15 protein-coding genes are annotated in these 22,677 nt (G+C 48.5%); 4 read left to right on the top strand and 11 right to left on the bottom strand.

Annotated elements, in window-relative coordinates:
• Positions 1–893 precede the first annotated feature (893 nt).
• Both rfbA and rfbB read right to left on the bottom strand, forming a co-directional pair.
• Positions 894–1,769 (bottom strand): glucose-1-phosphate thymidylyltransferase RfbA, encoded by an 876-nt coding sequence (gene rfbA / locus ACQZ43_RS07105; RefSeq protein ID WP_430615299.1) that lies wholly within the window; start codon positions 1,767–1,769, stop codon positions 894–896.
• Complete coding sequence (gene rfbB / locus ACQZ43_RS07100) at positions 1,766–2,827, bottom strand: dTDP-glucose 4,6-dehydratase (protein ID WP_430615298.1); 1,062 nt, start codon at positions 2,825–2,827, stop codon at positions 1,766–1,768. The genes rfbA and rfbB overlap by 4 nt, the downstream gene beginning before the upstream one ends.
• A 118-nt stretch (positions 2,828–2,945) precedes the next feature.
• Between rfbB and ACQZ43_RS07095 the strand changes: the two genes are divergently transcribed.
• Together ACQZ43_RS07095 and ACQZ43_RS07090 are read left to right on the top strand one after the other, a co-directional pair.
• The gene (locus tag ACQZ43_RS07095; protein ID WP_430615296.1) at positions 2,946–3,287 is read left to right on the top strand and encodes a hypothetical protein; all 342 of its coding nucleotides are present in this window, start codon (positions 2,946–2,948) and stop codon (positions 3,285–3,287) included.
• Between the two features lie 438 nt (positions 3,288–3,725).
• Positions 3,726–5,480 (top strand): helix-turn-helix transcriptional regulator, encoded by a 1,755-nt coding sequence (locus tag ACQZ43_RS07090; RefSeq protein ID WP_430615294.1) that lies wholly within the window; start codon positions 3,726–3,728, stop codon positions 5,478–5,480.
• A gap of 72 nt (positions 5,481–5,552) precedes the next feature.
• Here the strand turns inward: ACQZ43_RS07090 and ACQZ43_RS07085 are convergent, their stop codons facing one another.
• From ACQZ43_RS07085 to ACQZ43_RS07045, 9 genes are all read right to left on the bottom strand, one after another.
• Entirely contained in the window at positions 5,553–6,254 is a 702-nt protein-coding gene (locus ACQZ43_RS07085) for an OmpA family protein (RefSeq protein ID WP_430615292.1), read from the bottom strand.
• Between the two features lie 125 nt (positions 6,255–6,379).
• Positions 6,380–8,323 carry an OmpA family protein gene (locus ACQZ43_RS07080; RefSeq protein WP_430615290.1) on the bottom strand — a complete coding sequence of 648 codons (1,944 nt, stop codon included), beginning with the start codon at positions 8,321–8,323 and terminating at the stop codon, positions 6,380–6,382.
• 11 nt (positions 8,324–8,334) lie between these two features.
• Positions 8,335–9,267, bottom strand: coding sequence for a PorP/SprF family type IX secretion system membrane protein (locus tag ACQZ43_RS07075; protein ID WP_430615289.1), 933 nt, complete (start codon positions 9,265–9,267; stop codon positions 8,335–8,337).
• A 100-nt stretch (positions 9,268–9,367) separates the two neighbouring features.
• Positions 9,368–10,630 (bottom strand): gliding motility-associated C-terminal domain-containing protein, encoded by a 1,263-nt coding sequence (locus ACQZ43_RS07070; protein WP_430615287.1) that lies wholly within the window; start codon positions 10,628–10,630, stop codon positions 9,368–9,370.
• Positions 10,631–10,734: 104 nt separating this feature from the next.
• Positions 10,735–12,273, bottom strand: a complete 1,539-nt coding sequence (locus ACQZ43_RS07065) for a hypothetical protein (protein WP_430615285.1) — start codon at positions 12,271–12,273, stop codon at positions 10,735–10,737.
• 72 nt (positions 12,274–12,345) lie between these two features.
• Positions 12,346–16,053 carry a beta strand repeat-containing protein gene (locus ACQZ43_RS07060; protein ID WP_430615284.1) on the bottom strand — a complete coding sequence of 1,236 codons (3,708 nt, stop codon included), beginning with the start codon at positions 16,051–16,053 and terminating at the stop codon, positions 12,346–12,348.
• A 458-nt stretch (positions 16,054–16,511) separates the two neighbouring features.
• Positions 16,512–17,585 (bottom strand): helix-turn-helix domain-containing protein, encoded by a 1,074-nt coding sequence (locus tag ACQZ43_RS07055; protein ID WP_430615282.1) that lies wholly within the window; start codon positions 17,583–17,585, stop codon positions 16,512–16,514.
• The gene (locus ACQZ43_RS07050; protein WP_430615281.1) at positions 17,578–18,483 is read right to left on the bottom strand and encodes a helix-turn-helix domain-containing protein; all 906 of its coding nucleotides are present in this window, start codon (positions 18,481–18,483) and stop codon (positions 17,578–17,580) included. Before ACQZ43_RS07050 ends, ACQZ43_RS07055 begins: the two co-directional genes overlap by 8 nt.
• A 705-nt stretch (positions 18,484–19,188) precedes the next feature.
• Complete coding sequence (locus tag ACQZ43_RS07045; RefSeq protein ID WP_430615627.1) at positions 19,189–20,631, bottom strand: 7TM diverse intracellular signaling domain-containing protein; 1,443 nt, start codon at positions 20,629–20,631, stop codon at positions 19,189–19,191.
• Between the two features lie 500 nt (positions 20,632–21,131).
• Between ACQZ43_RS07045 and ACQZ43_RS07040 the strand changes: the two genes are divergently transcribed.
• Positions 21,132–21,995: a helix-turn-helix domain-containing protein gene (locus ACQZ43_RS07040; RefSeq protein WP_430615280.1), complete on the top strand. Its 864-nt coding sequence runs from the start codon at positions 21,132–21,134 to the stop codon at positions 21,993–21,995.
• Positions 21,996–22,124: 129 nt separating this feature from the next.
• On the top strand, positions 22,125–22,658 hold the full coding sequence (locus ACQZ43_RS07035; RefSeq protein ID WP_430615279.1) for a hypothetical protein: 534 nt from the start codon (positions 22,125–22,127) through the stop codon (positions 22,656–22,658).
• Positions 22,659–22,677: the final 19 nt, after the last annotated feature.

The following is a 22,677-nucleotide window of genomic DNA, read 5'->3' as shown; positions in this document are numbered from 1 at the left end:
ATTTGGTGTTTTTTTGCCGTATGAACAACAAAAGTACTCGATTTAACAAAATGAGCAAATTTTTTGGTAACTTTTATTTTATATGGGATGGTTTTATCTAAAAATCTGTTGATAAAGCCTTGCTTTTAGCAGCTGCTGCCGGCTCTTTTAGGAGTTGCCTTGCGGATTACACGGCAGCGGTTTGCCAGGGTTCCTAAAAAAAGCCTAATCCGGGGTAAGCGATACCTTTTGGCGGTTTGCCCTAGCGGCGGTCCGGCCTTTTTTCAGCCGCAACATCAGCGCTTCTTTTTCGCGTTGCATACGCTCGTAGAGGGCGATTTTTTCTTGATGCAGTTGCCCGATTGTTTGCAGGGAATTGAGGTAATTGCTAGATTGCCCCGACAGAGGCGTGATTTCTAAAGCGATTGGCGATTATACTTCCAGCTTGTTCTTTATCAACGTTCTAAAGAGTACTGCCGCTATTTTAACACTATTGGAGATTTGTTTTAGCGGTGCGCTGACTTCTCCTTTTCGAGTAAGGAAATTCTCTATCGACTACAGTAGTCATCCAGATCAAAGGCCCGCATTTGCTGTTTGATGCCCCGCACTGCGCGGAAACACCTGATATTTCTGCCCTGATGTCTGTTGTTGTTTGGCATAGCGGTCTAAGGTGCCGTTTTACATATCCGGGTTTATTTAAAAAAGCCGACCGGATTTGAGATTCCACCGCCGTTTTGGCTGCCAACGCTGCCCGCTTGTATTGAGGCGCAGGCGATGGAGGAAAGCAGCTTTATATGCTGCCGGATCGCTGAGCCGCAGCAAAATTTTCAGCCTGCGATTTTCCGCCTTCGGAAACACGAGCCTATAAAAACAAGGGGTTGTTTTACCGCTGGGCGGCAAAGAGGGCTAAAGGACTATTTTACAACCCTTTTTAGATAGTCTTTAAAAGCGCTGTTATACGAAAAGCGTTCTATGAGATCGTTAAACTGGTCCTGGTCGATAAATTGCATCCTAAAGGCAATTTCCTCCAAACAGGCAATTTTTAAACCCGTTCGCTTTTCGATGACTTTTACAAATTCGGTGGCTTCATTCAGCGACTCGTGGGTGCCGGTATCCAGCCATACGAATCCGCGGCCCAAGGTTTGCACCCGAAGCTGGTTCAACTCCAGATAACGGCGGTTGACATCGGTAATCTCCAATTCTCCTCTGGCGGAAAGCGCGATGTTTTTGGCGATTTCGACCACCGAATTCGGGTAGAAATACAGTCCGACAACGGCGTAGTTGCTCTTGGGTTGCAGGGGTTTTTCCTCGATGCCGATTGCTCTGCGGTGCTGGTCAAATTCCACTACCCCATAGCGCTCGGGATCCTGAACATAATATCCAAAAACCGTTGCCGTTTTGTTTTGCGCCACCTCGGCAATGGCCTGTTGCAGCATTTTTTGCAAACCCGCGCCATAGAAGATGTTGTCGCCCAGGATCATGCAAACATCGTCCGTTCCAATAAAGTCCGCTCCGATGATAAAGGCTTGTGCGAGTCCTTCTGGATGGGGTTGTTCGGCATAGCTCAGCTGCATGCCCCATGCCGTTCCATCGCCCAGCAATCTTTTAAAATTGGGCAAATCGCGAGGAGTCGAAATGATCAAAACTTCTTTAATACCCGCCAACATCAAGGTCGACAAGGGGTAATAAATCATCGGCTTGTCGTAAATGGGCAATAGTTGTTTGGAAACCGCTATGGTTAACGGATGTAGTCTGGTTCCCGAACCGCCGGCTAGTATAATTCCTTTCATTTGTCTTTGGTGTTGTATTGTTTGTCGTAATATCCCTGGTAACTACCGCTGGTTACGTTGGCCAACCATTCGGGGTTGTTTAAAAACCAATCGATGGTTTGCGCCAATCCCTGTTCGAAGGTTACCGTAGGTTTCCATCCGAGTTCGGCATTGATTTTGCGCGCGTCTATGGCGTAGCGCAAATCGTGTCCGGGTCGGTCGGTGATGTAGGTAATCAGGCCCTCGGAGGTTCCGATGGGTTTGCCGAGTTTTTCGTCCATCAGTTGGCAGAGCAATTTGACCAAATCGATATTGGTCCATTCGTTAAAGCCCCCTATATTATAGGTTTCGAAGTCGACGCCGCGATGAAAGACCAGGTCGATCGCTCGGGCGTGGTCAACGACGTACAGCCAATCGCGGATAAACTTCCCGTTGCCGTAAATCGGCAGGGGTTTTCCGTGGAGGATGTTGTGTATGCACAGCGGAATCAATTTTTCGGGAAAGTGATTGGGACCGTAATTGTTGGAGCAGTTGCTGATGACAAACGGCATGCCGTAGGTTTCGCCATAGGCGCGTACAAAGTGGTCCGAACTCGCCTTGGAGGCCGAATACGGCGAGTTGGGCGCATAGGGCGTGGTTTCTGTAAACAATCCGGTTTCCCCCAGGGTTCCATATACCTCGTCGGTGCTCACGTGGTAAAAGCGCTTGCCCGCCCAGTTGTTGAACCACAGTTCCTTAAAGGCCTGCAACAATACCACCGTACCCAAGACATTGGTCTTGACAAAGGCAAAGGGATCGGCAATCGACCGATCGACATGCGACTCTGCCGCCAAGTGAATGACCGCTTCAAAGCGGTGTTCGGCAAACAGGGCATTCACCGCAGTTTCGTCGGTGATATCGCCTTTGACAAAGTGATAATTGGGCCTGTGCTCCACATCGGTCAAATTGGTCAAATTTCCCGCATAGGTCAGGGCGTCTAAATTGAAAACCTGATAGTCGGGATACTTCGTCACCAACTGCCTCACTACATGAGAACCGATAAAACCAGCACCGCCTGTAATCAATATCTTTTTACTCATTATATCTCTCGCTCTGTTGACCGCTTTCGCATATTAAAAATCCTTCTTACTCCCTCAGCTGCTCTAGGCAGAGTCCGGGAAGTTAACTCCAAGACCGCAGCGCGCCACCTTTTTCGCTATGAGTATCACACCAATAGTGTCTCGATTGCAGTGGCCTCGGTCGGCATGGCCTCAAACCGAATCGCGCAGCCGTTTCGCGCTTGACGACACGTCTCCTGTTCCGCAGCCGTTCGGCAAAACCCGCTTGGAAATTTTGCTTTTTAAACCGCCGCAGCGCACTTTAAGCCAGCACTTTATCGCTGCAAAAGCGCCCGGACTGCTGCTCCGCGCTCAACCGCCTTTGGCCGTCGAACGCCATGCGGCCGTTCTTGTACAACAAAAGTACTCGATTAAAGAAAAAGAACCAATTTTTCGTCGTTTTTTATTTCATTTGCCTCAGGACAATCTAAAAAAACAATAAGTAATCGTCATAAAAAACCCGCTATTTTTACCAAAAATCACATTTTGAGAATAAACATTGCGATTAATTAACTAATATTGGATTATTACAGGCCGTTGTCGGCCGTCCATTGTTTAAAAAAAGCGTTATTTCCGCCCATTTCGTAAATAGAATTCGATATTTTGTCCGAAAATCTAAATATAATGGCAGATATAGGTCGTAATTGCCCTCGTTTTACGAATTATTTGTTCCTTATCTGTTTAAAAAACATTAATATTGCATCAGTAATATTTTAAATTGTATAACTAGGCTATTTTCAACCGCTCATACCAAACTCCCGTTCATCGATTATCCGATTTTGACTCCGTCCTGCGCGACTCGACTGTTTGACGATTATTCGCCCTAAAACCGGTTGTTTTTTTGAGCTTTCGCCCGAAGTTCATCTAAGCCAAACTCCTTATGAAAACGCTTGCTTTCGCCCTTTACAAAACCCGTTTACTCCCCGCTATACTGCTATTGTTTCCGCTATTGGTTCAGGCGCAATACGAGCATTTACTGCATAAAAAATACGCGGAGAAACAGGCTTTTTACGCGGAAAAATTCGGTACTAATTACGTGTTAAAAGCCGATTCGGTACGGTATTTCAACGAGGTTCAAAAGGTGTACGACTTGGGGGTGGTGGCCAATGACCGTTCGATTATACACGAATCGATGTATTTGAAGCTGGATTATTTTGCATCAAAAAACCACCCCCATTATATAGCCGAAATGCTGCTGTTGATACGGGTGGTCGACCTGGACCAAAACAAAGCCTTGCAAGCGCGCACGCGATTGGCGCTCGCCTCGTATTATTACACCCAAAAAAAGGATTACCTCAACGCCTTTAAATACGTTTCCAGCAGCAGCGAATACCTGGCGGATTTAAGCCTCGCCGAGCTGCCCGAAAAACGGGAAATGCTCTTTGCCATAGCCTGGATGTATTATCAGGTCGGTTCGCAAAACAAGTCGTTGTACTTTTTAAACCTCGCCAATAGCTACCCCAAAGACCGGCATCCCGACCTGCAGTACAACATTTTAAACACCAAGGGATTGATCGAAACCAACAACAAAAACTTCGACGTCGCCATCACGAGTTTTAACCAATTGCTGGAATTATCGTCTCAGCGCAACGACACCCTTTGGCACCTGATCGGGCAAGCGAATCTGGCCGCGGTCTATGTCGCCAACCAAAACTACATCATGGCTTTGGACATCTTTACGGTATACGACCGCTACGCTTCGGACAAATACAAGGTAGCCCAGCTGAATATCTGGCTGATCAAATCCAAAATATATCAAAAAACGGGAGCCCAAGCCGATTTTAACAGCAGCATACAAAGGCTGATGCACGAAATCAAGGACACGCCTTTAAATGCCGAAAAGAAAGAGGAAATCTATCCGTTACTCGCCGTGTATTACAAGGAAAACCAGCAGCTCGACCTGGCGTATACCTATGCGGATTCCGCGCTTTATTACAGCGTGGAAAACCGCGAAATCACCAACAGCAGCGCCGTGCGGAATCTCGACATCCAGGACCAGCTCAACTTGCTCAAGCAAAAGGATTTGGAACTGCAAAACAACGACCAGCAGTTCAAGATGCTGCGCATTGGCGGTTTGGGCTTGACCCTCTTTTTGACGCTGATGCTGTTGGTGATTTTTAATTATGTGCGCAAGGCCGATCGCCGCAGGCGGGTGCAATTGGAAATTGAAAAACTCCGGATTAAAAAGGAGCTTCAAACGGCCAACGAAAAACTAAAAATATCCCTGCGGGATTTGTTGGTCAGTCGCGGAAACCTGACCGTGATCAAGAGTCAGTTGCAAAAAATCGATTTGCGCGAAGGCGAGCAGTTGGACAGCAAAGTAGCCCTGGCGCTAGAGGATGCCCAATTCGACGCGCTTCCGTTGGCACTCCACAGCAACCACTGGCCCGTTTTGTTGGCGGCCTTCGAAAAGGCATATCCCCTATTCGTTTCCAAGATAAAAAAGAAATTGCCCCACATCACTACGGTGGAGCGAAAATACCTCATCCTAAAAAAGATGGGCCTGGAAGCGCGTGAAATCGCGCAAATCATGGAGGTGAGCACGGCTGCCCTGCGGGTTTACAGCCACCGCATTCGCAAGAAACACCATTTTGATTCCAACGACAGCCTCGACGAGTTTATCACGGCGATGTGACGCGCTAGGGGCGTTGCCGATCAGGCAACAAAAAACCCCTGCGGTTGCAGGGGCTGGCTTTTGGATGTCGCGCTAATTGACGATCCGCAGTTCACTTCTTCGGTTGTGCTGATGTGGGTGCTTGCTGCACTCCCCCCCTTCCACACAGGAGTTGAGCACGCCGCTTTTGCCGCAGGCTTTTAGGCTTAAGCGCGAAGGGGCTATATGCCCTTGTTCGGTCAGCCAATCGCCGGTCTGTTGTGCCCGCTGCTGAGACAGTTCCATGTTGTAACGCGCGCTTCCGCGGCTGTCGGCATAGGCGTGTATCTCTAGCTTAAGCTCGGGATTTGCCCTTAAATATGCGCTGACTACCCCCAAGTCCATCGCTGCTTTTGCCGTGATCAGGGCGGAATTAAAATCGAAGTAGATCGATTTAAAATTCGCCGCGTTTGAAACGGCGTTTTGCTGTATTTGGGTCCTTAATCCAAAGTTCACTTCGATCGTTTTGGCCGGATTATCCACGGCTACCTCGGCCTGATTATAGGTGGGTGCCGAAGCCGTGATGCGATAAAACTCCGCGGTTTCGCGCAGTGTAAACTCAAAACAACCCTGGCTGTCGGCCTGCGTTTTCTGCACGACTCCCTGCCGATCGTATAAAACCAGCTCGCCTACTGGAATTTGCGTGGGATCTAGAGCATCATATACGCTGCCGTGGATCTTGTTGTGTTCTTGCGCCGTCAATCCCAGCGGCAGGAGTAGCCCTAATGCGATTAAGCGCTGTATACTGTTTTTCATCTGAAGATATTTATCGTTATAAAATGTTTCGTCCAAGGGTGTTTTTCGCCTATTTCTTGCGATTAGACCGTCGCGTATCCCGCTCGGCTCGCTCGTTTCCCAGCGTATTGGGCGTTGACAACGCCCTATAACTCCACCACTATAAATTCACTTCTCCTGTTTTGTTGATGCAGGACTTCGGAACAAGCAACTCCATTGGAGCAGCGATTGACCAATTGGGATTCTCCATAGCCCCGGGCGGTGAGTCTGTTGGAATCTATACCCTGAGCCACCATCCACGCGGCAGTTGCCGCAGCTCTTTGCTGTGAGAGCGCCTGGTTGTAGCCCTTGCTTCCGCGACTGTCGGTATGCGAGCGGATGTCGATGCGCATATTGGGATATTCGCGAAGGACTTCGACCACCTTGGCCAATTCTAGGGCGGCATCGCTGCGGATATGCGCCTGGTCAAAATCGAAGTAAATCGGTTCCAAATTCAACGCCTGGAACAAATCCGTTCCCCTTTCGATGGCTATGTGGACTTTTTCCAGTCCAAAATCCACCCGGCTGCTCCCGCTACTTTGGGGCAGCTCCACGGCTACTTCTGCGGTGCTATAATCGGGTAAACGGGTATTGATGCGGTATTTTGCACCGCAGTCTAGGGCGGTAAAAGCGTAATCGCCCTCGGCATCGGTTTGGGTTTCTTGCAGCAGGTTAAACCGGGCGTCGTATAGGGTAATTTGGGCTGCTGCCAGCTTTTGTCCACCGACTTTGTCGTAAACCGTACCGCTCAGCTGCTGTGCGCACGTCAGTGTACGGGTTTCCAGCAGTGCATAAATATCGTCGTTGCCGCTGCCTCCCGGTCTGTTGGAGCTGACAAATCCGCTTTTGGTAGGGGGATCGAAATAAAAGGCAAAATCGTCGAAGGGGCTGTTTACCGGTGCACCGACATTTTGTACCCGGCCCAAGCTGTTGTCGGTGTGGATCGGGACGACAAACACATCCAATCCGCCTAAGCCGGGATGTCCATCGGAGGCAAAGTACAGGTCGTTGGCCGCCGATATAAAGGGAAAGCTCTCGCGCCCTTCGGTATTGATTTGGGCGCCGAGGTTTTGCGGCTGTCCAAACTGATTGGCTGCGGATATCGCCACGCGATACAAATCGGATTGGCCGGTGGTATTGCCCCGATCGGAGCTGAAATACAGCCACTTTCCGTCGGGTGTTAATGCGGGATGTGCCGTATTAAAGGAATCGGAATTAAAGGGCAATTCCTTAATATGACTCCATTTGCCACGTATCTTTTGTGCGCTGTAGATCTTTAATAGGGTGGTGCGATTGGCGTCCCTTCCGCGGCGTCCGTTGAGGAAGTTGTTTCGCGTAAAATAGGCGGTTTTCCCATCCTTGGTAAATACGGGTGTGGCCTCGTTAAACTTCGAGCGCAGTCCGCGGTCGAAGGCCTTGGGTTTTCCCACCCTGCCCTCGGCATCCAAAGGCGCCTGATAGAGGCTGGTAAAACTCGCATTGGTCCAACGGTGTATCTTTTTGGCAACACCGCCGGTATCTCGTGCCGAGGCAAAGACCAGTTGTTGGCTGATCACCGTTGCGCCGTAATCGGAATAGGGCGAATTCAACGCTAAACGCTCGAGTTCATAGCGTCCGGAATTGGCCTGGATCCGCTCTAAATAATCGGCTTGTCCTTCGTATAATTGGGCGCGAACCTGGTCTTTTTCCACTTGGGCAAACCGCTTGAGATAGTGGTCTGCCGCCGCTGTTGCACCCGTTGCCTTTAAGGTTTGCGCATAGCGATACAGGTATTCGCTTTCCAGCTCGCTCGTCAAAACAAACAGCTCCTTGTACCAGTGATGAGCCTGTTGCAAATCGCCGTTAAAGTAATAGGCATTTCCCAGTTTTTTATATAATTCGGGGCTTTCATAGCCGCGCTTCACGAGGTTTTCGTACAATTTGGTCGCGTCGATATACGCAAAACGCTGGTATTGTTTATCGGCGCGGGGGAGGCTTCCCTGCTGGGCTACGGCGTTTACCGCAAAGACCAGTATGACAGCGGTCCCCAGGTTTCGTAGTGTTTTTATCATTTTTTTCATGGTTAAAAGAATCTCGGGGTATTGATGCGGTTGTAGCGATTGAGCCATTCAAATCGCAAAAACAGCTCGTGAGACCCGGAATTGTAATGGGCCAGTTTGGTGGTTTCGGCATCGTAGCTGTAGCCGATAAAGAGGCCGTCGCTGACTTGAAAGCCCACCAAGGCGCTATAAGAGGCATTCCACCGATAGGCGGCTCCTACAACCCATTGGTCTCGCAGTAAAAAATTGGCGGTTAGATCGACTTGAAGCGGTGCTCCTGCCACGGCTTTGATCAAAAATGCCGGTTTAAAATGAACGCTCGGACTCCATTCAAACACCTGTCCTCCCATGAGATAGACGTTCATTTTTTGCTTTACCGCAGCAACGGCATTGTCGTCGTAGCGGGTGGTTTCCAAAAAATTGGGCACCGATAGTCCGATGTAGGACTTGTCGGAATGCAGGTATAGCCCCGCGCCCAAATTCGGCGTCCATTGATTGGTTATGTTTTGCGCGAATACGGGGTCGCTCGGATTGTAGCGGTTGAGCTTGGTATAGTCGACGCTGAGCAGGTTTATCGCGCCCTTGAGCCCGAAGGCCAATTTATAGCGCTGCCCCAAATCGAGGGTATAGGACAGATCGAGGGCGAAGGCGTTTTCGTCCATAGCACCTATGGACTCGTTGGCCAAGGAAGCGCCCAGTCCCAATTTGGACTGGCCCAAAGGGGTGTTTACCGAAAATGCCGCGGTTTTGGGCGCGCCGTCCAAGCCCACCCACTGGGTGCGGTAGACGCCAAATACGCTCATTATTCCCCGCGAACCGGCATAGGCCGGATTGATTTGAATCGCATTGTACATATATTGGGTGTATTGCGGCTCTTGCTGCGCCTGCACTTGGTGAATACTGCATAAAACAAGCAGCACGCATAGCAGTGCTTTGATGATCTCTTTTGGGTTCATATCTCTATAATTATTATTTCTTAAAGCCGCCGGGCCTTAGCGCGGCATGCTCTGCTATAAAAAACCGCGGTTTTCGGTGACGGCGACGCGGTAGCTGTCATCAATTGTTTTCCAAATGCAAATAGCCCGCTTTTTTAATCGTCTGGCTCCCGGCTGCGGCGACCACCTCATAATTGACGATATAATAGTAGGTACCCGTGGGCAATTTCTCGTGTTTGTCCACGTTTACTCGGCCTTCAGACCGTCCCCTAAACACATTCCCACTGCTGTCGTAGGCAGTGGTTTCATATACCTTTACGCCCCAGCGATTAAAAACCTGAACGCTGTTGTTGGGAAACCTGCGGATGTTGTCGATTTGAAAATAGTCGTTGATCCCATCGCCATCGGGACTCACCGCATTGTAAATCACCACGTCTCCCTCCAGTAGTACATCGGGTTTTAACAGGCCCAAGGTGAATACGCCATAGGCTGTTACCAGCGTTGGCGTGCTCACCGTTTGGGCCGCGGCATCTACTATACCGCCTTCATCTACCCATAAGGCTTGGGCGGTATCCCAGCGCAAAATCCTCCAATTTAGCCCGGCTTCTTCGAGCAAATCGGCCGGGGTTGTTTGGGCATTCCAACTCAGGGTAAGAACCACTTCGCCCGGGGTATTGTTTTGCGTTACAGTCCAATACTCGCGGTCGTTGATGCGCTGAATCGCGCCTGTTTTATTGCGATGCGGGTACTTTTTATCGGAATTCTCCAAATGGTATTGGGCCGAAAAGGAATCTTTGTCGCCCGGAGGAGCGCTGATTTGCGCCTGCCGATAAACCCCTTGATCGCCGATGGGAAACACAAAGTTGTTCCGGCCTATTTTCTCTACTTCACCGGCTACAAAACTCTTGTTGGAGGCGTTAATCGCCCGCGAATCCGATTCAAAAACCAAGGCTCCTTTTAAGGGGTCGATTTGAACCACCCCTTGTAAAAAGTTGGCCGTTCCGCCTATGCTCATGTCATTTCTTAAATCGATGGCGTTTTTCGACCCCTCATTTTGAAACAGCACATCGTAAAAACGGGCCGCGGCACTTCCGCTGAGCTGTTGGTTGACCGGCTGCGCTGCCGATTGCTGAAAAACAGCATAAGACGACTGCAGCTGAGGCGAAAACCCGTAAAACCCTTCGTTGTTAAAATCGGATTGGTAGTGGATCGTGCCGTCGTTATAGACTGCGCCCTCCTTTAAATTCAGAAACTCCGCTACATTCCATACCGCCGTTTCTGGAGCGATGGATAAAATCCCGGCATTGGAAGTCTGCCCCCTTCCCTGAAAAGGGAAAAGCGCCAACACCCCTAGGCCGTAAAAAAAAAGATATCTTGTTCTCATAAGTCGTTAATATTTATATGGCAGGCCTTTATTTCCCTAGGCCGTTTTTCACTCCTAAAGGCTGCTTTTTAAGCGTGCCGAATCAGGAATCAGGGCTAGCCGAATCAGATGCGCTTGCTAAATTGGCTCGGAAGCATGGGGTTGGTCGGCAGGCGGCAAGGGCGAAAGCGGACCGTGACCTCTTCGCTGGTTTGTTCACAACCCGCTTGATTGGTCATCACCACCCGAATTTTAACCAGATCCACTGCCGCATTTCCGAGACCGAAAACAATTTCATTCGCAGCGATCAGCAGGTAACCCGGCCAATTCTCCGCCGTGAGCGGCTGCCACGTATCGGTGGTTTTTATCTGCCACCTCACCGCAGCTGTGGTTTGTATGACCATTTTTTGCGACTCCTCATCGCAGATTTCATAATTGAGCTGCGACCAGGTTCCCGTGGGCGGGCGAACCACGGTAAGGGTAAAGGCCACCCGCGGCCCAAAGCACCAGACGCCATCCTGGCTTTTTCCTTCGGCCACATAATAGGTATAGACCCCGACTGCGGTGGGCTGTGGTGGTGCACTGAGCGCTGTTGTCGTCGTCGCATTGGCAAAATAGACCAGTTCCAGCTGATCGCGAATTCCCTCTGCCGACCGCTCTACCTCCAACTCCCCGGTTGTACCCACGCATCGCAGACCGTTTTTAACGGTGGGCTTGCTGTAAATCGGTTGGATCTTTACCAAAATAGTCAGGAAACAGTGGGGGTCCATTCCGTATACGACGGCATAAAAAATATTGGTACCCGCCGCCACATCAAAATCGCCTGTAATCAGATTGGACGCCAGTATAAGTCCGTCGATATGCCCCTTGTAAAATTGGGTGCCCGCCGGGTATTTCGAGGTGATATCGTTTCTGGGAATGGGCCTGCTGGCCGTTCCGCAGAAATAATTAAACACCATCGGGCTATTTTGAAACACAGCGCTGCAGCTGGTGAGAAATGCCAATGGCGGCACTATTTTTAAATCAAAACCGCCATAAATCGGCCTTAGCCCTCCGGTGGTTTCATATCCTTTGACAAATTTTCCGGCAATCGCCTCCAAGGTGTTTTTGCCGCGGGCGCTATAGGTTCCATCCACCGTTGCGTCCAGGCTGCAAGAACCGCTTTCCCCGAGTAGCAATACACAAGCGGTCGTTACTCTTAACCGGTAATTCAGGTTGGCATAAAGCACATCTCCGCTGGGAATTTCCACGGCGGTCAAATCCCAAATGATCTTCCCCCCCGGCGTGGCATTGGGGTCGTCACTCGCGGGATGGCTCCAGTAAACCTGCCCGCTGCTAGGCGGAGCTAAACTGCCCGCGACATAGTGCATATTGGCCGGTATGGGGATTTCGATTTTTGCGTCGACCAGGGGCTCTGCTCCCCTATTGGTCAAAGTGGCATTTAAGTCGACCACCTGTCCGGGGGTGAGGATATTGGAATGCGAAAAGGCGTCGATTCGCTTATGCAAAATTTCGAGCTGTGGCATCCCGGTATTGAAGGCAAAAACAACTTTATAGGGCGGCGGTGTTGCCCGAAACTCTGGGCTGTAAAACAGCGCGACTAGCAGCAGTATTACGCTTAAAAGCCGGGTGGTGTCTTTCTTTTTCTTTGTTAAAATATCCATTTGACTTGCTTATTTAGGATTGTTGGGACGCTCTGACCCCACTTTATCGGGTGGCTCCAGCTTATCGACGCCTTATTTAATTACAAATACGATGTTGACAAACGAGGTGCGGCTGGCGTGGCCCTTTGCTTTGTAAATCAGTTTTCCCTGATCGCTCACCTCAATGATTTCAATGGCCTGTGGGTCGAAATAGGTGATGTAATAGTCCAAACTCGTTCGACTTGGTATATGGGGAATATCGACGGCTGCCGAAGGGCTTCTCTGATTGCTCGGCAAGCCGGTAAACTGCGCCGCGTATTCCGCATACAAATCCAGCTCTATAGAAACTGCCGCCACATCGCGTACATCGATCAAAATCGAAGGCATATAGAAGAATTTGGGCATGGCGGCATTGGCGGTTTTTAAAACGCCATCGGCATCTGCCACCACCAGCTTATCGGTGGCTTGGCCTAACTGTGTATGGATATCGCGTATCCTTAGATTTCCTTGTGCCACGTCCAAACGTTGGGTCGGCACCTTGCCGCCTACGGCAACATGGCCCATTTGATAGATGTTTTGGGTATTGGATGTCGCTTTGGTATCATCGGCGGCATTGTGCCACGGCTCCACTGCGAGCACACTCAAACTCGTCTCTACCACAGCTCCCTGACTATCGGTGAGGGCTAAGAGGCCGTCGGTTAGGGTTAAGCTCGCATTGGTCGTATTGGTGTCGATAGCCGAAAGGTCAACGTCGATTGTAGCACCGTCGGAATCCGTGAGTTTTAGCGAGCCGTCGGTTAGCGTTAAAGTCGCATTGGTCGTATTGGTGTCGATGGCCGATAGGTCAACGCCGATCGTCGTACCGTCGGAATCCGTGAGGTTTAGTGAGCCGTCGGTTAGGGTTAAGCTCGCATTCGTCGTATTGGTATCGATGGCCGACAGGTCTACGCCGATCGTCGTACCGTCGGAATCCGTGAGCTTTAGTGAGCCGTCGCTTAGCGTTAAGCTCGCATTGGTCGTATTGGTATCGATGGCCGACAGGTCTACGCCGATCGTCGTACCGTCGGAATCCGTGAGCTTTAGTGAGCCGTCGCTTAGCGTTAAGCTCGCATTGGTCGTATTGGTGTCGATGGCCGACAGGTCTACGCCGATCGTCGTACCGTCGGAATCCGTGAGCTTTAGTGAGCCGTCGGTTAGGGTTAAGCTCGCATTGGTCGTATTGGTATCGATGGTCGACAGGTCTACGCCGATCGTCGTACCGTCGGAATCCGTGAGTTTAAGTGAGCCGTCGGTTAGGGTTAAGCTCGCATTCGTCGTATTGGTATCGATGGTGGAAAGGTCAACACCGATCGTCGTACCGTCGGAATCCGTGAGCTTTAGTGAACCGTCGGTTAGGGTTAAGCTCGCATTGGTCGTATTGGTGTCGATGGCCGATAGGTCAACGTCGATCGTCGTACCGTCGGAATCCGTGAGCTTTAGTGAGCCGTCGGTTAGCGATAAGCTCGCATTGGTCGTATTGGTGTCGATGGCCGATAGGTCAACGCCGATCGTCGTACCGTCGGAATCCGTGAGCTTTAGTGAGCCGTCGCTTAGCGTTAAGCTCGCATTCGTCGTATTGGTATCGATGGCCGATAGGTCAACGCCGATCGTCGTACCGTCGGAATCCGTGAGCTTTAGTGAGCCGTCGGTTAGCGTTAAGTTCGCATTGGTCGTATTGGTATCGATGGCCGATAGATCAACGCCGATCGTCGTACCGTCGGAATCCGTGAGTTTTAGTGAACCGTCGGTTAGCGATAAGCTCGCATTGGTCGTATTGGTATCGATGGCCGACAGGTCAACGCCGATCGTTGTACCGTCGGAATCCGTGAGGTTTAGTGAGCCGTCGGTCAGCGTTAAAGTCGTATTGGTCGTATTGGTGTCTATAGCCGATAGGTCTACGCCGATCGTCGTACCGTCGGAATCCGTGAGGTTTAGTGAGCCGTCGGTCAGCGTTAAGCTCGCATTGGTCGTATTGGTGTCGATGGCCGACAGGTCAACACCGATCGTTGTACCGTCGGAATCCGTGAGGTTTAGTGAGCCGTCAGTCAGCGTTAAGCTCGCATTGGTCGTATTGGTGTCGATGGTGGAAAGGTCAACGCCGATCGTCAAACCGTCCGAATCCGTGAGCTTTAGTGAACCGTCGGTCAGCGTTAAGCTCGTATTGGTCGTATTGGTGTCGATGGCCGACAGGTCTACGCCGATCGTCGTACCGTCGGAATCCGTGAGCTTTAGTGAGCCGTCGGTCAGCGTTAAGCTCGCATTCGTCGTATTGGTGTCGATGCCCGAAAGGTCTACGCCGATCGTCGTACCGTCGGAATCCGTGAGGTTTAGTGAGCCGTCGGTTAGGGTTAAGCTCGCATTGGTCGTATTGGTATCGATGGCCGAAAGGTCAACGCCGATCGTCGTACCGTCGGAATCCGTGAGCTTTAGTGAGCCGTCAGTTAGCGTTAAGCTCGTATTGGTCGTATTGGTATCGATGGCCGAAAGGTCAACGTCGATCGTCGTACCGTCGGAATCCGTGAGTTTTAATGAGCCGTCGGTCAGCATTAAGCTCGTATTGGTCGTATTGGTGTCTATGGCCGATAGGTCAACGTCGATCGTCGTACCGTCGGAATCCGTGAGCTTTAGTGAGCCGTCGGTTAGCGATAAGCTCGCATTGGTCGTATTGGTGTCGATGGCCGACAGGTCAACACCGATCGTCGTACCGTCGGAATCCGTGAGTTTTAATGAGCCGTCGGTCAGCATTAAGCTCGTATTGGTCGTATTGGTATCGATGGCCGATAGGTCAACGCCGATCGTTGAACCGTCGGAATCCGTGAGTTTAAGTGAGCCGTCGGTTAGCGATAAGCTCGCATTGGTCGTATTGGTGTCGATGCCCGATAGGTCTACGCCGATCGTCGTACCGTCGGAATCCGTGAGTTTTAATGAGCCGTCGGTTAGGGTTAAGCTCGTATTGGTCGTATTGGTATCGATGGCCGACAGGTCAACACCGATCGTTGTACCGTCGGAATCCGTGAGGTTTAGTGAGCCGTCGGTTAGCGTTAAAGTCGTATTGGTCGTATTGGTGTCGATGGCCGACAGGTCAACGCCGATCGTCGTACCGTCGGAATCCGTGAGCTTTAGTGAGCCGTCGGTCAGCGATAAGCTCGCATTGGTCGTATTGGTATCGATGGCCGACAGGTCTACGCCGATCGTCGTACCGTCGGAATCCGTGAGGTTTAGTGAACCGTCGGTTAGGGTTAAGCTCGCATTGGTCGTATTGGTATCCAGGGCAGAAACATCGACATCTAGCGCATTCCCCTCGGTATCCAAGAGTTGTAGCAGACCGTTGTTTAGGGACAATTCGGCATTGGTCGTGTTGCGCAGCGTATAGACCACGGAGCTGCCTAAGCCATTGATATAACTCAGCGCATTGGTAGTCGGGTCGTAATTCAGGGCCGTCAGCGTAAAGGGGCTCGCGGGCACGTCGTCCGCAGTTTGCAGGCGCATCCATTTGTCGGTCATCCAATAATAGTAACCCGGTGATACATCGGCCACTTGACTTGTGTTAAACACCAACAAGCTATTGATATTTCCATGGGTAACACTGCTTATATCTGTCGTTCCACTTAAGGCGAGTTGCGGTATTAAAATTCCCCTGTCCTTGGATACGATTTCCAATTGAGAGGATTTATTCGGTGCCGTTGTTCCAATACCAACCTGAGCGCTCATCGCTCCTGCTCCCAGAAGGAAAGCGATAGAGAGTAGTTTTTTTTTCATCATAATACGAGTTGATTTACATAAATCGGATTCGGTCACCAATTCTGATGCCGTGTCATTTTACAACAAAATTGTATTAAAATTTCAGCAAAAAAGTGCCGAAAAAATAGGGAGTTGTCTTTACCAATTTTCTGAAACCACCGCTAGAAACGCCACAAAAACGGCTATTAACCAAGTTGACAAGGCATTAGGATACAAAAAAAAGCACTGAGGCTGTCGAGCAAACCGATTTGCCTGTTGCGATTGGAAATCGCGGGTTGAGCCGGTAGAAAATCAAAGTCAGCGGATTTCTTCCCGCTGTTCCGTCAAAAAACAACTGCCGCATTGCTCCTTTTTCCGCTGTATGCAAAGCGGTCGATTCCCCTTGCAACCACCGCCACCACCATGCGTAAAAAAAGTCAGAAGGCGCGCTGCCTTCTGACTGATGCTTATTGTATAAAAGCCGGACTTCCAGCGCAGGTTCACGAGCTATACCGCCCCTGTTTCCTTTTAAATTCCAACGGGGTACAATTAAACTCCGATTTAAAGGCCCTGTAAAAAGAGGTTTTGGAACTAAAACCGCTGTTAAAAGCGATATCGTCTATGCGCTCCATATTCAATTCTTCCACGATTAATCGGGAGGCATACAATACGCGGTGCTTGTTGATTATTTGCTTGAAATTGGCCTTATAGGTAAAGCTGAATACCTGAGTCAAGTAGTGTTTGGGTATTTTGAGTTGCTTACTCACGTCTTCCAAGGCCAAATCGTGGATTAAAAACACCTCCTCCTTTAGCAATTTCTCCACTTCTGCGCGGTATACATTCAATTCCGCTTCGCTTTTTTTGGATTTTGCATATTTGGCTAAGTTCAACTCCTGTACTTCTGCGATATAATTGGTTTTCTCTTCTAAAAACAAGATTTTTTCGACCGTTAGAAAAACCGCAACCAGCAGTAGAAAGGCATAGGAGATCAAATTCCATATTTCGGCATCCCTTTCAAAATTGAGGTCCAGGATTAAGAAACTCAAAAACATGGTGGTATAAACCGTCCAGTACACGATACAGATAAAAACCAGGTATTTTAATTTGATGCGCTGTATGCTGCCCTTGAGCACACAGATAAATCCGTAGAAAAAAAAGCCCCCCATCGCCACGGTGTTCACCGTGCCCAGCATGATAAAGTAGTAGTGCTTGATTCGAACGTCGTCGGCGAGGTTAAAATTGATTAGGGTATAGAGGGTCATAAAAAAGATTGCGGGGATAAAATACAGCAGCTCGACCTTTAAAAACGCATGCCATGCCGCTCGGATCGAAAATAAAAACAGCGGAATATAGAACAGCGTAAAGGGAAAGCCCCCAAATACAAAGCGGGAGGCATCGGTATTTGTCATCGTGATCCCCCAGATGCTGTGCACCAAAATCATCGTAAAAAAAACCATGGAGGTCCAAGTCGAGCGCTCGTATTTTTGGTGTATAATCAGCCGTTCCAGGAGTAAATTGAGAAAGCCGACAATAAAGAGCACATACAACAGCAATTCGAAAGCCATACTAAACATCTGCCAGGGTTTTAAAACATTTATACTGGGAAGGCGTGGTACCCACGGTGGTTTTAAAATAGCGGTTAAACGAGCTCTTGGAATTAAAACCGCATTCAAAGGAGAGTCCTTCCATGGTAAAATGTTCGTTTTCGACTATTCTCTTTTTAGCGTATTCTATGCGATAGGCGGCCATATACTGATAAAAATTCATCTTAAGGCCTTGGTTTAGGGCGGTAGAAATGGCGGTACGCGAGAGCTGCAACTCCTTGGCAAGGGCTACGATGTTTAAATTGGCATCGAGATAACAGGCCGAGGCTTCGAAATGCGTATCCAATACGGCTACGACTTCCTCAAACTCCTTGGCGACCTCGCCGTGCTTGGGTGCAGCGGTTTCCCAGACTGCGGTTTGTGCCGTGGGCAGGCCGTAAAACAGGGCAAAACCCAGCAACAAAATCACCGTGAGCGACAATACATAAACCAATATGGATACGGGTAATTCCACCCCCAGCGAAAAAAACTGATTGACAATCAGCAACAGAAACAGCAGGACCAGCAGCAGGTTGAAACTCAATAAAAAATGAAAGACAAGCGGCCGAACTTTATCGGCATTCGCGCGATACAGTTTTACGGTAAGCAGCGAATAGGTCGCTATGCTCAGCAGGGAAAGCAGCTCGCTAGTATCGCGGCTGAGCAGGCCGTAAGACAAGACCGTCAGCGCCACGGCGCCGCAGTGCAACAAGCCGTTGTCGCTTCCCTTGATCTTCAAGAAATAGCGAAAGGCCAAGTAGAAAAGCGGGCCGTAAATCAATCCCAATATGCACTTCGCTGTAAGCCTCCATACCGGGGATATAAAGGTGATCAGTACCAAAAAGCAGCAGAGCAGCAACGGGGGTAAAAAGTGTTTAAGCGGTTTCATCAAGTGTTGTTTTAGTATCGTAAAGTGATTTGAAAATCTCAAAAAGACCGATGTCCGTCTGAGCGTATTCCGAGCACTAAATTATTTCAACTCTATCAAACCCCATCCAAACTTCGGTATAGTAAATTTAAAAATCTGCAAGCGTTACAAAACGTTACAGGTAGTGCGTTTAAAAAGTCTGGAGCCCGCAAAAAAAACAAACCGCTGAAATACAAGTCGTTGCCCATAAAAACAGCACTACCCCTATCAATGCCAAAAAAACTGTGCAACGGTGAAAAGCATGCCCTAATTTTTTGATCGTCGCCGTGTATGTCCTCTATAAAAGAGACATTGGTCGAGAAAAAGCGGAATGTTACAGCAAATTTGTTACGGCTTTTGGAACGAAGTCAAACGGCGCCGCCAATAAATCGCCGGTTCAGAAAATAAAGTGACACGATCGCCTTCCGGCCACAGCGTTGCGAGTTTCCGTTAAGCGCCGGCCAATAAATCGCGATTCGCTCTAATCGTTACCGCGTTTAAACCGCGCCCAACGAGGGGTAAACTGCCTCTGGATTGGCCGCTGTGGCATGAACTGCTGCGGGGTTTAGACCTCCGCCCAATCGCTAAAAATCGACGTACACAAGCCGGCGGTCGCTTAAAAAACGCCACTAGGGATCAAAGCGGTGTCGGATCGACTAGCGCTCGTAGAAAAAAGATTGGGGGCGCTTAAGATTGCGCTGTTTTGAGGTAGAGCTGTATAAAGATAACGGCCTGACTTCTGTTTTTTATCTGCAATTTGACATAGAGGTTGCTCACGTGGTATTTCACCGTGCTGACCGATATAAAAATGCGGGCGGCAATTTCTTGATTTGAAAGGCCTTCGGAAATCAAGCAGAGCACCTCCAACTCCCTATCGGTCAATCCATGACTGTGTTTTAGCGCGTCAAAAACTCCGTCCGACAGTTCGCCGTCGCAACGCACTAAATCGACTTGGGCTGCGGCCGTTTCCCGTTGGTCGAAGCCCAGGTCGTGCAATTTTTCCGCATAGTCCCTTATCTCCCTTCTATACCGATTGTTTTCCGTTTTTAACTTCTTGATGTCGTAAATGATGGCAAAACTGATGCAGCTAATTTCAATGGCACTGGCGAGCTTAAGCAGGTCACGATTAAAAAAGCCGCAAAAAGAGGTCACACCGAATTGTTGCAAATGGTATCCGAGGCCAAAAAACAAGGCGATACCCGCTGTTGCTATTAAAAAACGCGCCATAGGATCGCGCTTAAAAAGTGCGATACCTACGCTGCAGCACCAGAGCACGCCTAGGGTATTTCCGATATTGGCCAGGATTAAGAAGCCGTTTGTCGGATCGATCAAATAGAGCAGGGTAAGCAGCAAGCCGATAGCGACTGTGGCGACACCATATTTAATAAAATGCGGACACTGCTGCCGAACCTTTAAAAAATAGTAGGTAAACACGCAGGCCATTAAGGCGGTGAGCCAAGAGAGCAGTAAGACGAAGTTTTGCAGCAACCAAGGGTTTGTTGAATGCGGTAGCAGCAAGCCGTCTTCGTATAAAAATTGTAAAAATATAAGAACCAACAGCCCTATATAGGCGATAAAACGCCGGTCTTTAAAGGTGAAGTAGAATCCCAAATTAATGAGGACAGCCATTAACGCCAAGCCGTAATAACCGCCGAGTTTAAAAAAATCCCAGCGCTCTGCAACTAAAAATTCGTCGCGCTCCAGGATTTTTAAATCCAGGGCGGCATAACTGTTGACTTTACTCTTGAAATAAATGACGGAATAGTGGCTTTCAAATTCGATTTGATTGTAGCGCTTGGTCCCCTGCGACTGCCCGATCCAGGCATTTCCCGAGCGGCCGACCAACCGATAGCTACCCTCCTCATTTTGCGTATATAAATCGATTTCCTCAAAATACACACTCGATATCTGTAAGACTAAGGGTTTATGGAGCTTTTCCGGCGGCAACACGCATTTAATCCAAAAATAATCGGACTGCTCGAGTTTGGCTTTATAGGTTTTCTGCGCCTTATTGAGTCGTTCAAATTGGAGTTGGTTAAAGAAATTGAAATCCAACTCCAGATCTTTCTCCGCTGCCATAGCCGTTAGAGAACTAAAAGAGATGCACAGCAACGCTAAGAGGATTCGCATGAAATTCAAGGTACTGCTTTTTAATTAAAACCCCGCCAAGGGTATTCCACAAAATTAGCGAATTATACACTCAAAAATTAACTTAATTAGCTAATATTTATGACATATATGAGTTTTATTCTCCAAACGTGTTGATAAATAATCACTGAATAACATAATTATACCGATAAAATAGGGCGACTAGGCGGATTTTATCTCCATGCGCAGCCTTCTTAAAAGGTCTGCATAGGCTTGCCCAAGCCCTTTATCAACAGCCGCTCAAATCCCTGTATACTTGGGCAGTTCCCAAGGAAATCGCCCTATATTAGCCGGATAGTCCAAAGCTTGAAGCCGAATTATCGGGCTTATTTTGGTACTTTTAAAGTGGGGTTTGTTTGAGATAAAGGAGCTCAATAAATAAAAATTTAACAAAATCTCAATAAAATAAAATATATTTGCAACATTACACCTTATAATCACAAAACCTTAACAACGCCCATTCAAAAGGGCGTACCCTAACCATGTCTATTTCTATACTGCCCAAATTTATCACCGATTTAAAGAGTATTTGTTTATTGAGTTTAGATACGCTGTTGACCCAGTATCCCGAAGTGTTAAACGACCAACGCTGGCCCTGCTACGCCATACTCTGGACCGGAAGACAGGAATACACCCATCAGATGGGTAAAACCCCGGTTTTAATTCCGGAAAATCACTTTTTATTTATCGGACCCAACAAACAACACCGCTTTAGCAATCAAAAAAACAAACACGCCTATATCCTCTTGTTCAATACGGTGTTTTACGCCCGTACAGAAATTGAGGGCTTCCAATTGGAAAACAATCCCCTATTCGCCAATAACGACCGCTTTTATATTGCCAAAAACTTTATCGATAAAATTTCGGTGTTTAAAAACGCCTACTTTCGCTATCTACACGACTCGGAAATATCGCTGGCCAATCCCATTAAAAGGGGTATAGCCCACAATATAGTCGAGCGTATTTTACTCAACGGCCTGGAAGAAAACGACGCGGTTATTCAAGACCCTTCCCAGGATATATCCGAGTTTAAAATTGCCAATGCCTTTAAAAAACTGGCTTTGGAACACGCGGTTGAAGAGAAGAATGTCGGTTATTATTCCGACCGTTTAAACATCACCAAACGCAGTCTTGACAAGGCGACAGAACGGGTTTTTGGACAGACGGCCAAAGTGGTTTTAATCGATATATTGATTGAAAAATCCAAAGCGCTATTGGCCAATACCGACCGTTCTATCAAGGATATTTGCCTCGAACTCGGCTTTAGTCAGGAGACGAATTTCAGCTCATTCTTTAAGAATTACACCGGGGAAAGCCCCACGGAATTCCGATCGAAATACCTTTAAAAAGCCTAAAAAAAAATGATTTTTATCATATATTAATTGTATTTTTTCATCAGTCGTTTTTGAAAAGTCGCACTACATTTGCATCGCTTCAAATCACACACCCAGGAGCATTAAATTAACGACAAAAAAATGAAAAAAACACTTCTATTCAGCTTGTTACTCGTAGCAACTGCATTTTCTGCGCACGCGCAAGAAGAGGGTACGGTAACCTTAAATGTTAAACTACACCCGATTCAAACCATTATGGTAAATCCTTCGCAAAACGAGGTAGATTTAGATTACACCACCAACGAAGACTACGCTAGAGGAGTTTCTGTAAAGCAAAGAGATCACCTGAGCATTTACAGTACCGGAGCCTTTAACGTAAATGTGCGCTCTTCATCTTCATTGCTAACGGGTACAGCCAGCAATATCGATGCTAGCGACATCAAAATTACCGCTGCCTTGGGCGCGACCAAAAAATTAGTGGGATCAACGGTAAATTCCGTAAACTTGACGGCTGGCGATCAGCTTTTGATTTCCAACACCCTTGGAGGAATCGATAGAAACTTTAATATTACGTACGCTGCTGCGGGAGCGGGAAAATACATCAACAAGTATTACAGTTCGGAAAGCCCTACGGTTTACACCACTACGGTAACCTATACTATTGAAGCTCAATAATCACAAGCTTTATTATTAT

Origin of the sequence: Flavobacterium sp. JP2137 (assembly GCF_050562195.1) — a bacterium.
In the GTDB taxonomy this organism is placed as follows: domain Bacteria; phylum Bacteroidota; class Bacteroidia; order Flavobacteriales; family Flavobacteriaceae; genus Flavobacterium.
This window is presented reverse-complemented; position numbering and strand designations above follow the sequence as displayed.

Coding starts and splice junctions, on each gene's coding strand:
- ACQZ43_RS07060 (WP_430615284.1), bottom strand. CDS start 16,053: ATGATGAAAAAAAAACTACTCTCTATCGCTTTCCTTCTGGGAGCAGGA.
- ACQZ43_RS07075 (WP_430615289.1), bottom strand. CDS start 9,267: ATGAACCCAAAAGAGATCATCAAAGCACTGCTATGCGTGCTGCTTGTT.
- ACQZ43_RS07070 (WP_430615287.1), bottom strand. CDS start 10,630: ATGAGAACAAGATATCTTTTTTTTTACGGCCTAGGGGTGTTGGCGCTT.
- ACQZ43_RS07050 (WP_430615281.1), bottom strand. CDS start 18,483: ATGAAACCGCTTAAACACTTTTTACCCCCGTTGCTGCTCTGCTGCTTT.
- ACQZ43_RS07080 (WP_430615290.1), bottom strand. CDS start 8,323: ATGATAAAAACACTACGAAACCTGGGGACCGCTGTCATACTGGTCTTT.
- ACQZ43_RS07035 (WP_430615279.1), top strand. CDS start 22,125: ATGAAAAAAACACTTCTATTCAGCTTGTTACTCGTAGCAACTGCATTT.
- ACQZ43_RS07045 (WP_430615627.1), bottom strand. CDS start 20,631: ATGCGAATCCTCTTAGCGTTGCTGTGCATCTCTTTTAGTTCTCTAACG.
- ACQZ43_RS07090 (WP_430615294.1), top strand. CDS start 3,726: ATGAAAACGCTTGCTTTCGCCCTTTACAAAACCCGTTTACTCCCCGCT.
- ACQZ43_RS07055 (WP_430615282.1), bottom strand. CDS start 17,585: ATGTTTAGTATGGCTTTCGAATTGCTGTTGTATGTGCTCTTTATTGTC.
- ACQZ43_RS07040 (WP_430615280.1), top strand. CDS start 21,132: ATGTCTATTTCTATACTGCCCAAATTTATCACCGATTTAAAGAGTATT.
- ACQZ43_RS07085 (WP_430615292.1), bottom strand. CDS start 6,254: ATGAAAAACAGTATACAGCGCTTAATCGCATTAGGGCTACTCCTGCCG.
- ACQZ43_RS07095 (WP_430615296.1), top strand. CDS start 2,946: ATGAGTATCACACCAATAGTGTCTCGATTGCAGTGGCCTCGGTCGGCA.
- rfbB (WP_430615298.1), bottom strand. CDS start 2,827: ATGAGTAAAAAGATATTGATTACAGGCGGTGCTGGTTTTATCGGTTCT.
- rfbA (WP_430615299.1), bottom strand. CDS start 1,769: ATGAAAGGAATTATACTAGCCGGCGGTTCGGGAACCAGACTACATCCG.
- ACQZ43_RS07065 (WP_430615285.1), bottom strand. CDS start 12,273: ATGGATATTTTAACAAAGAAAAAGAAAGACACCACCCGGCTTTTAAGC.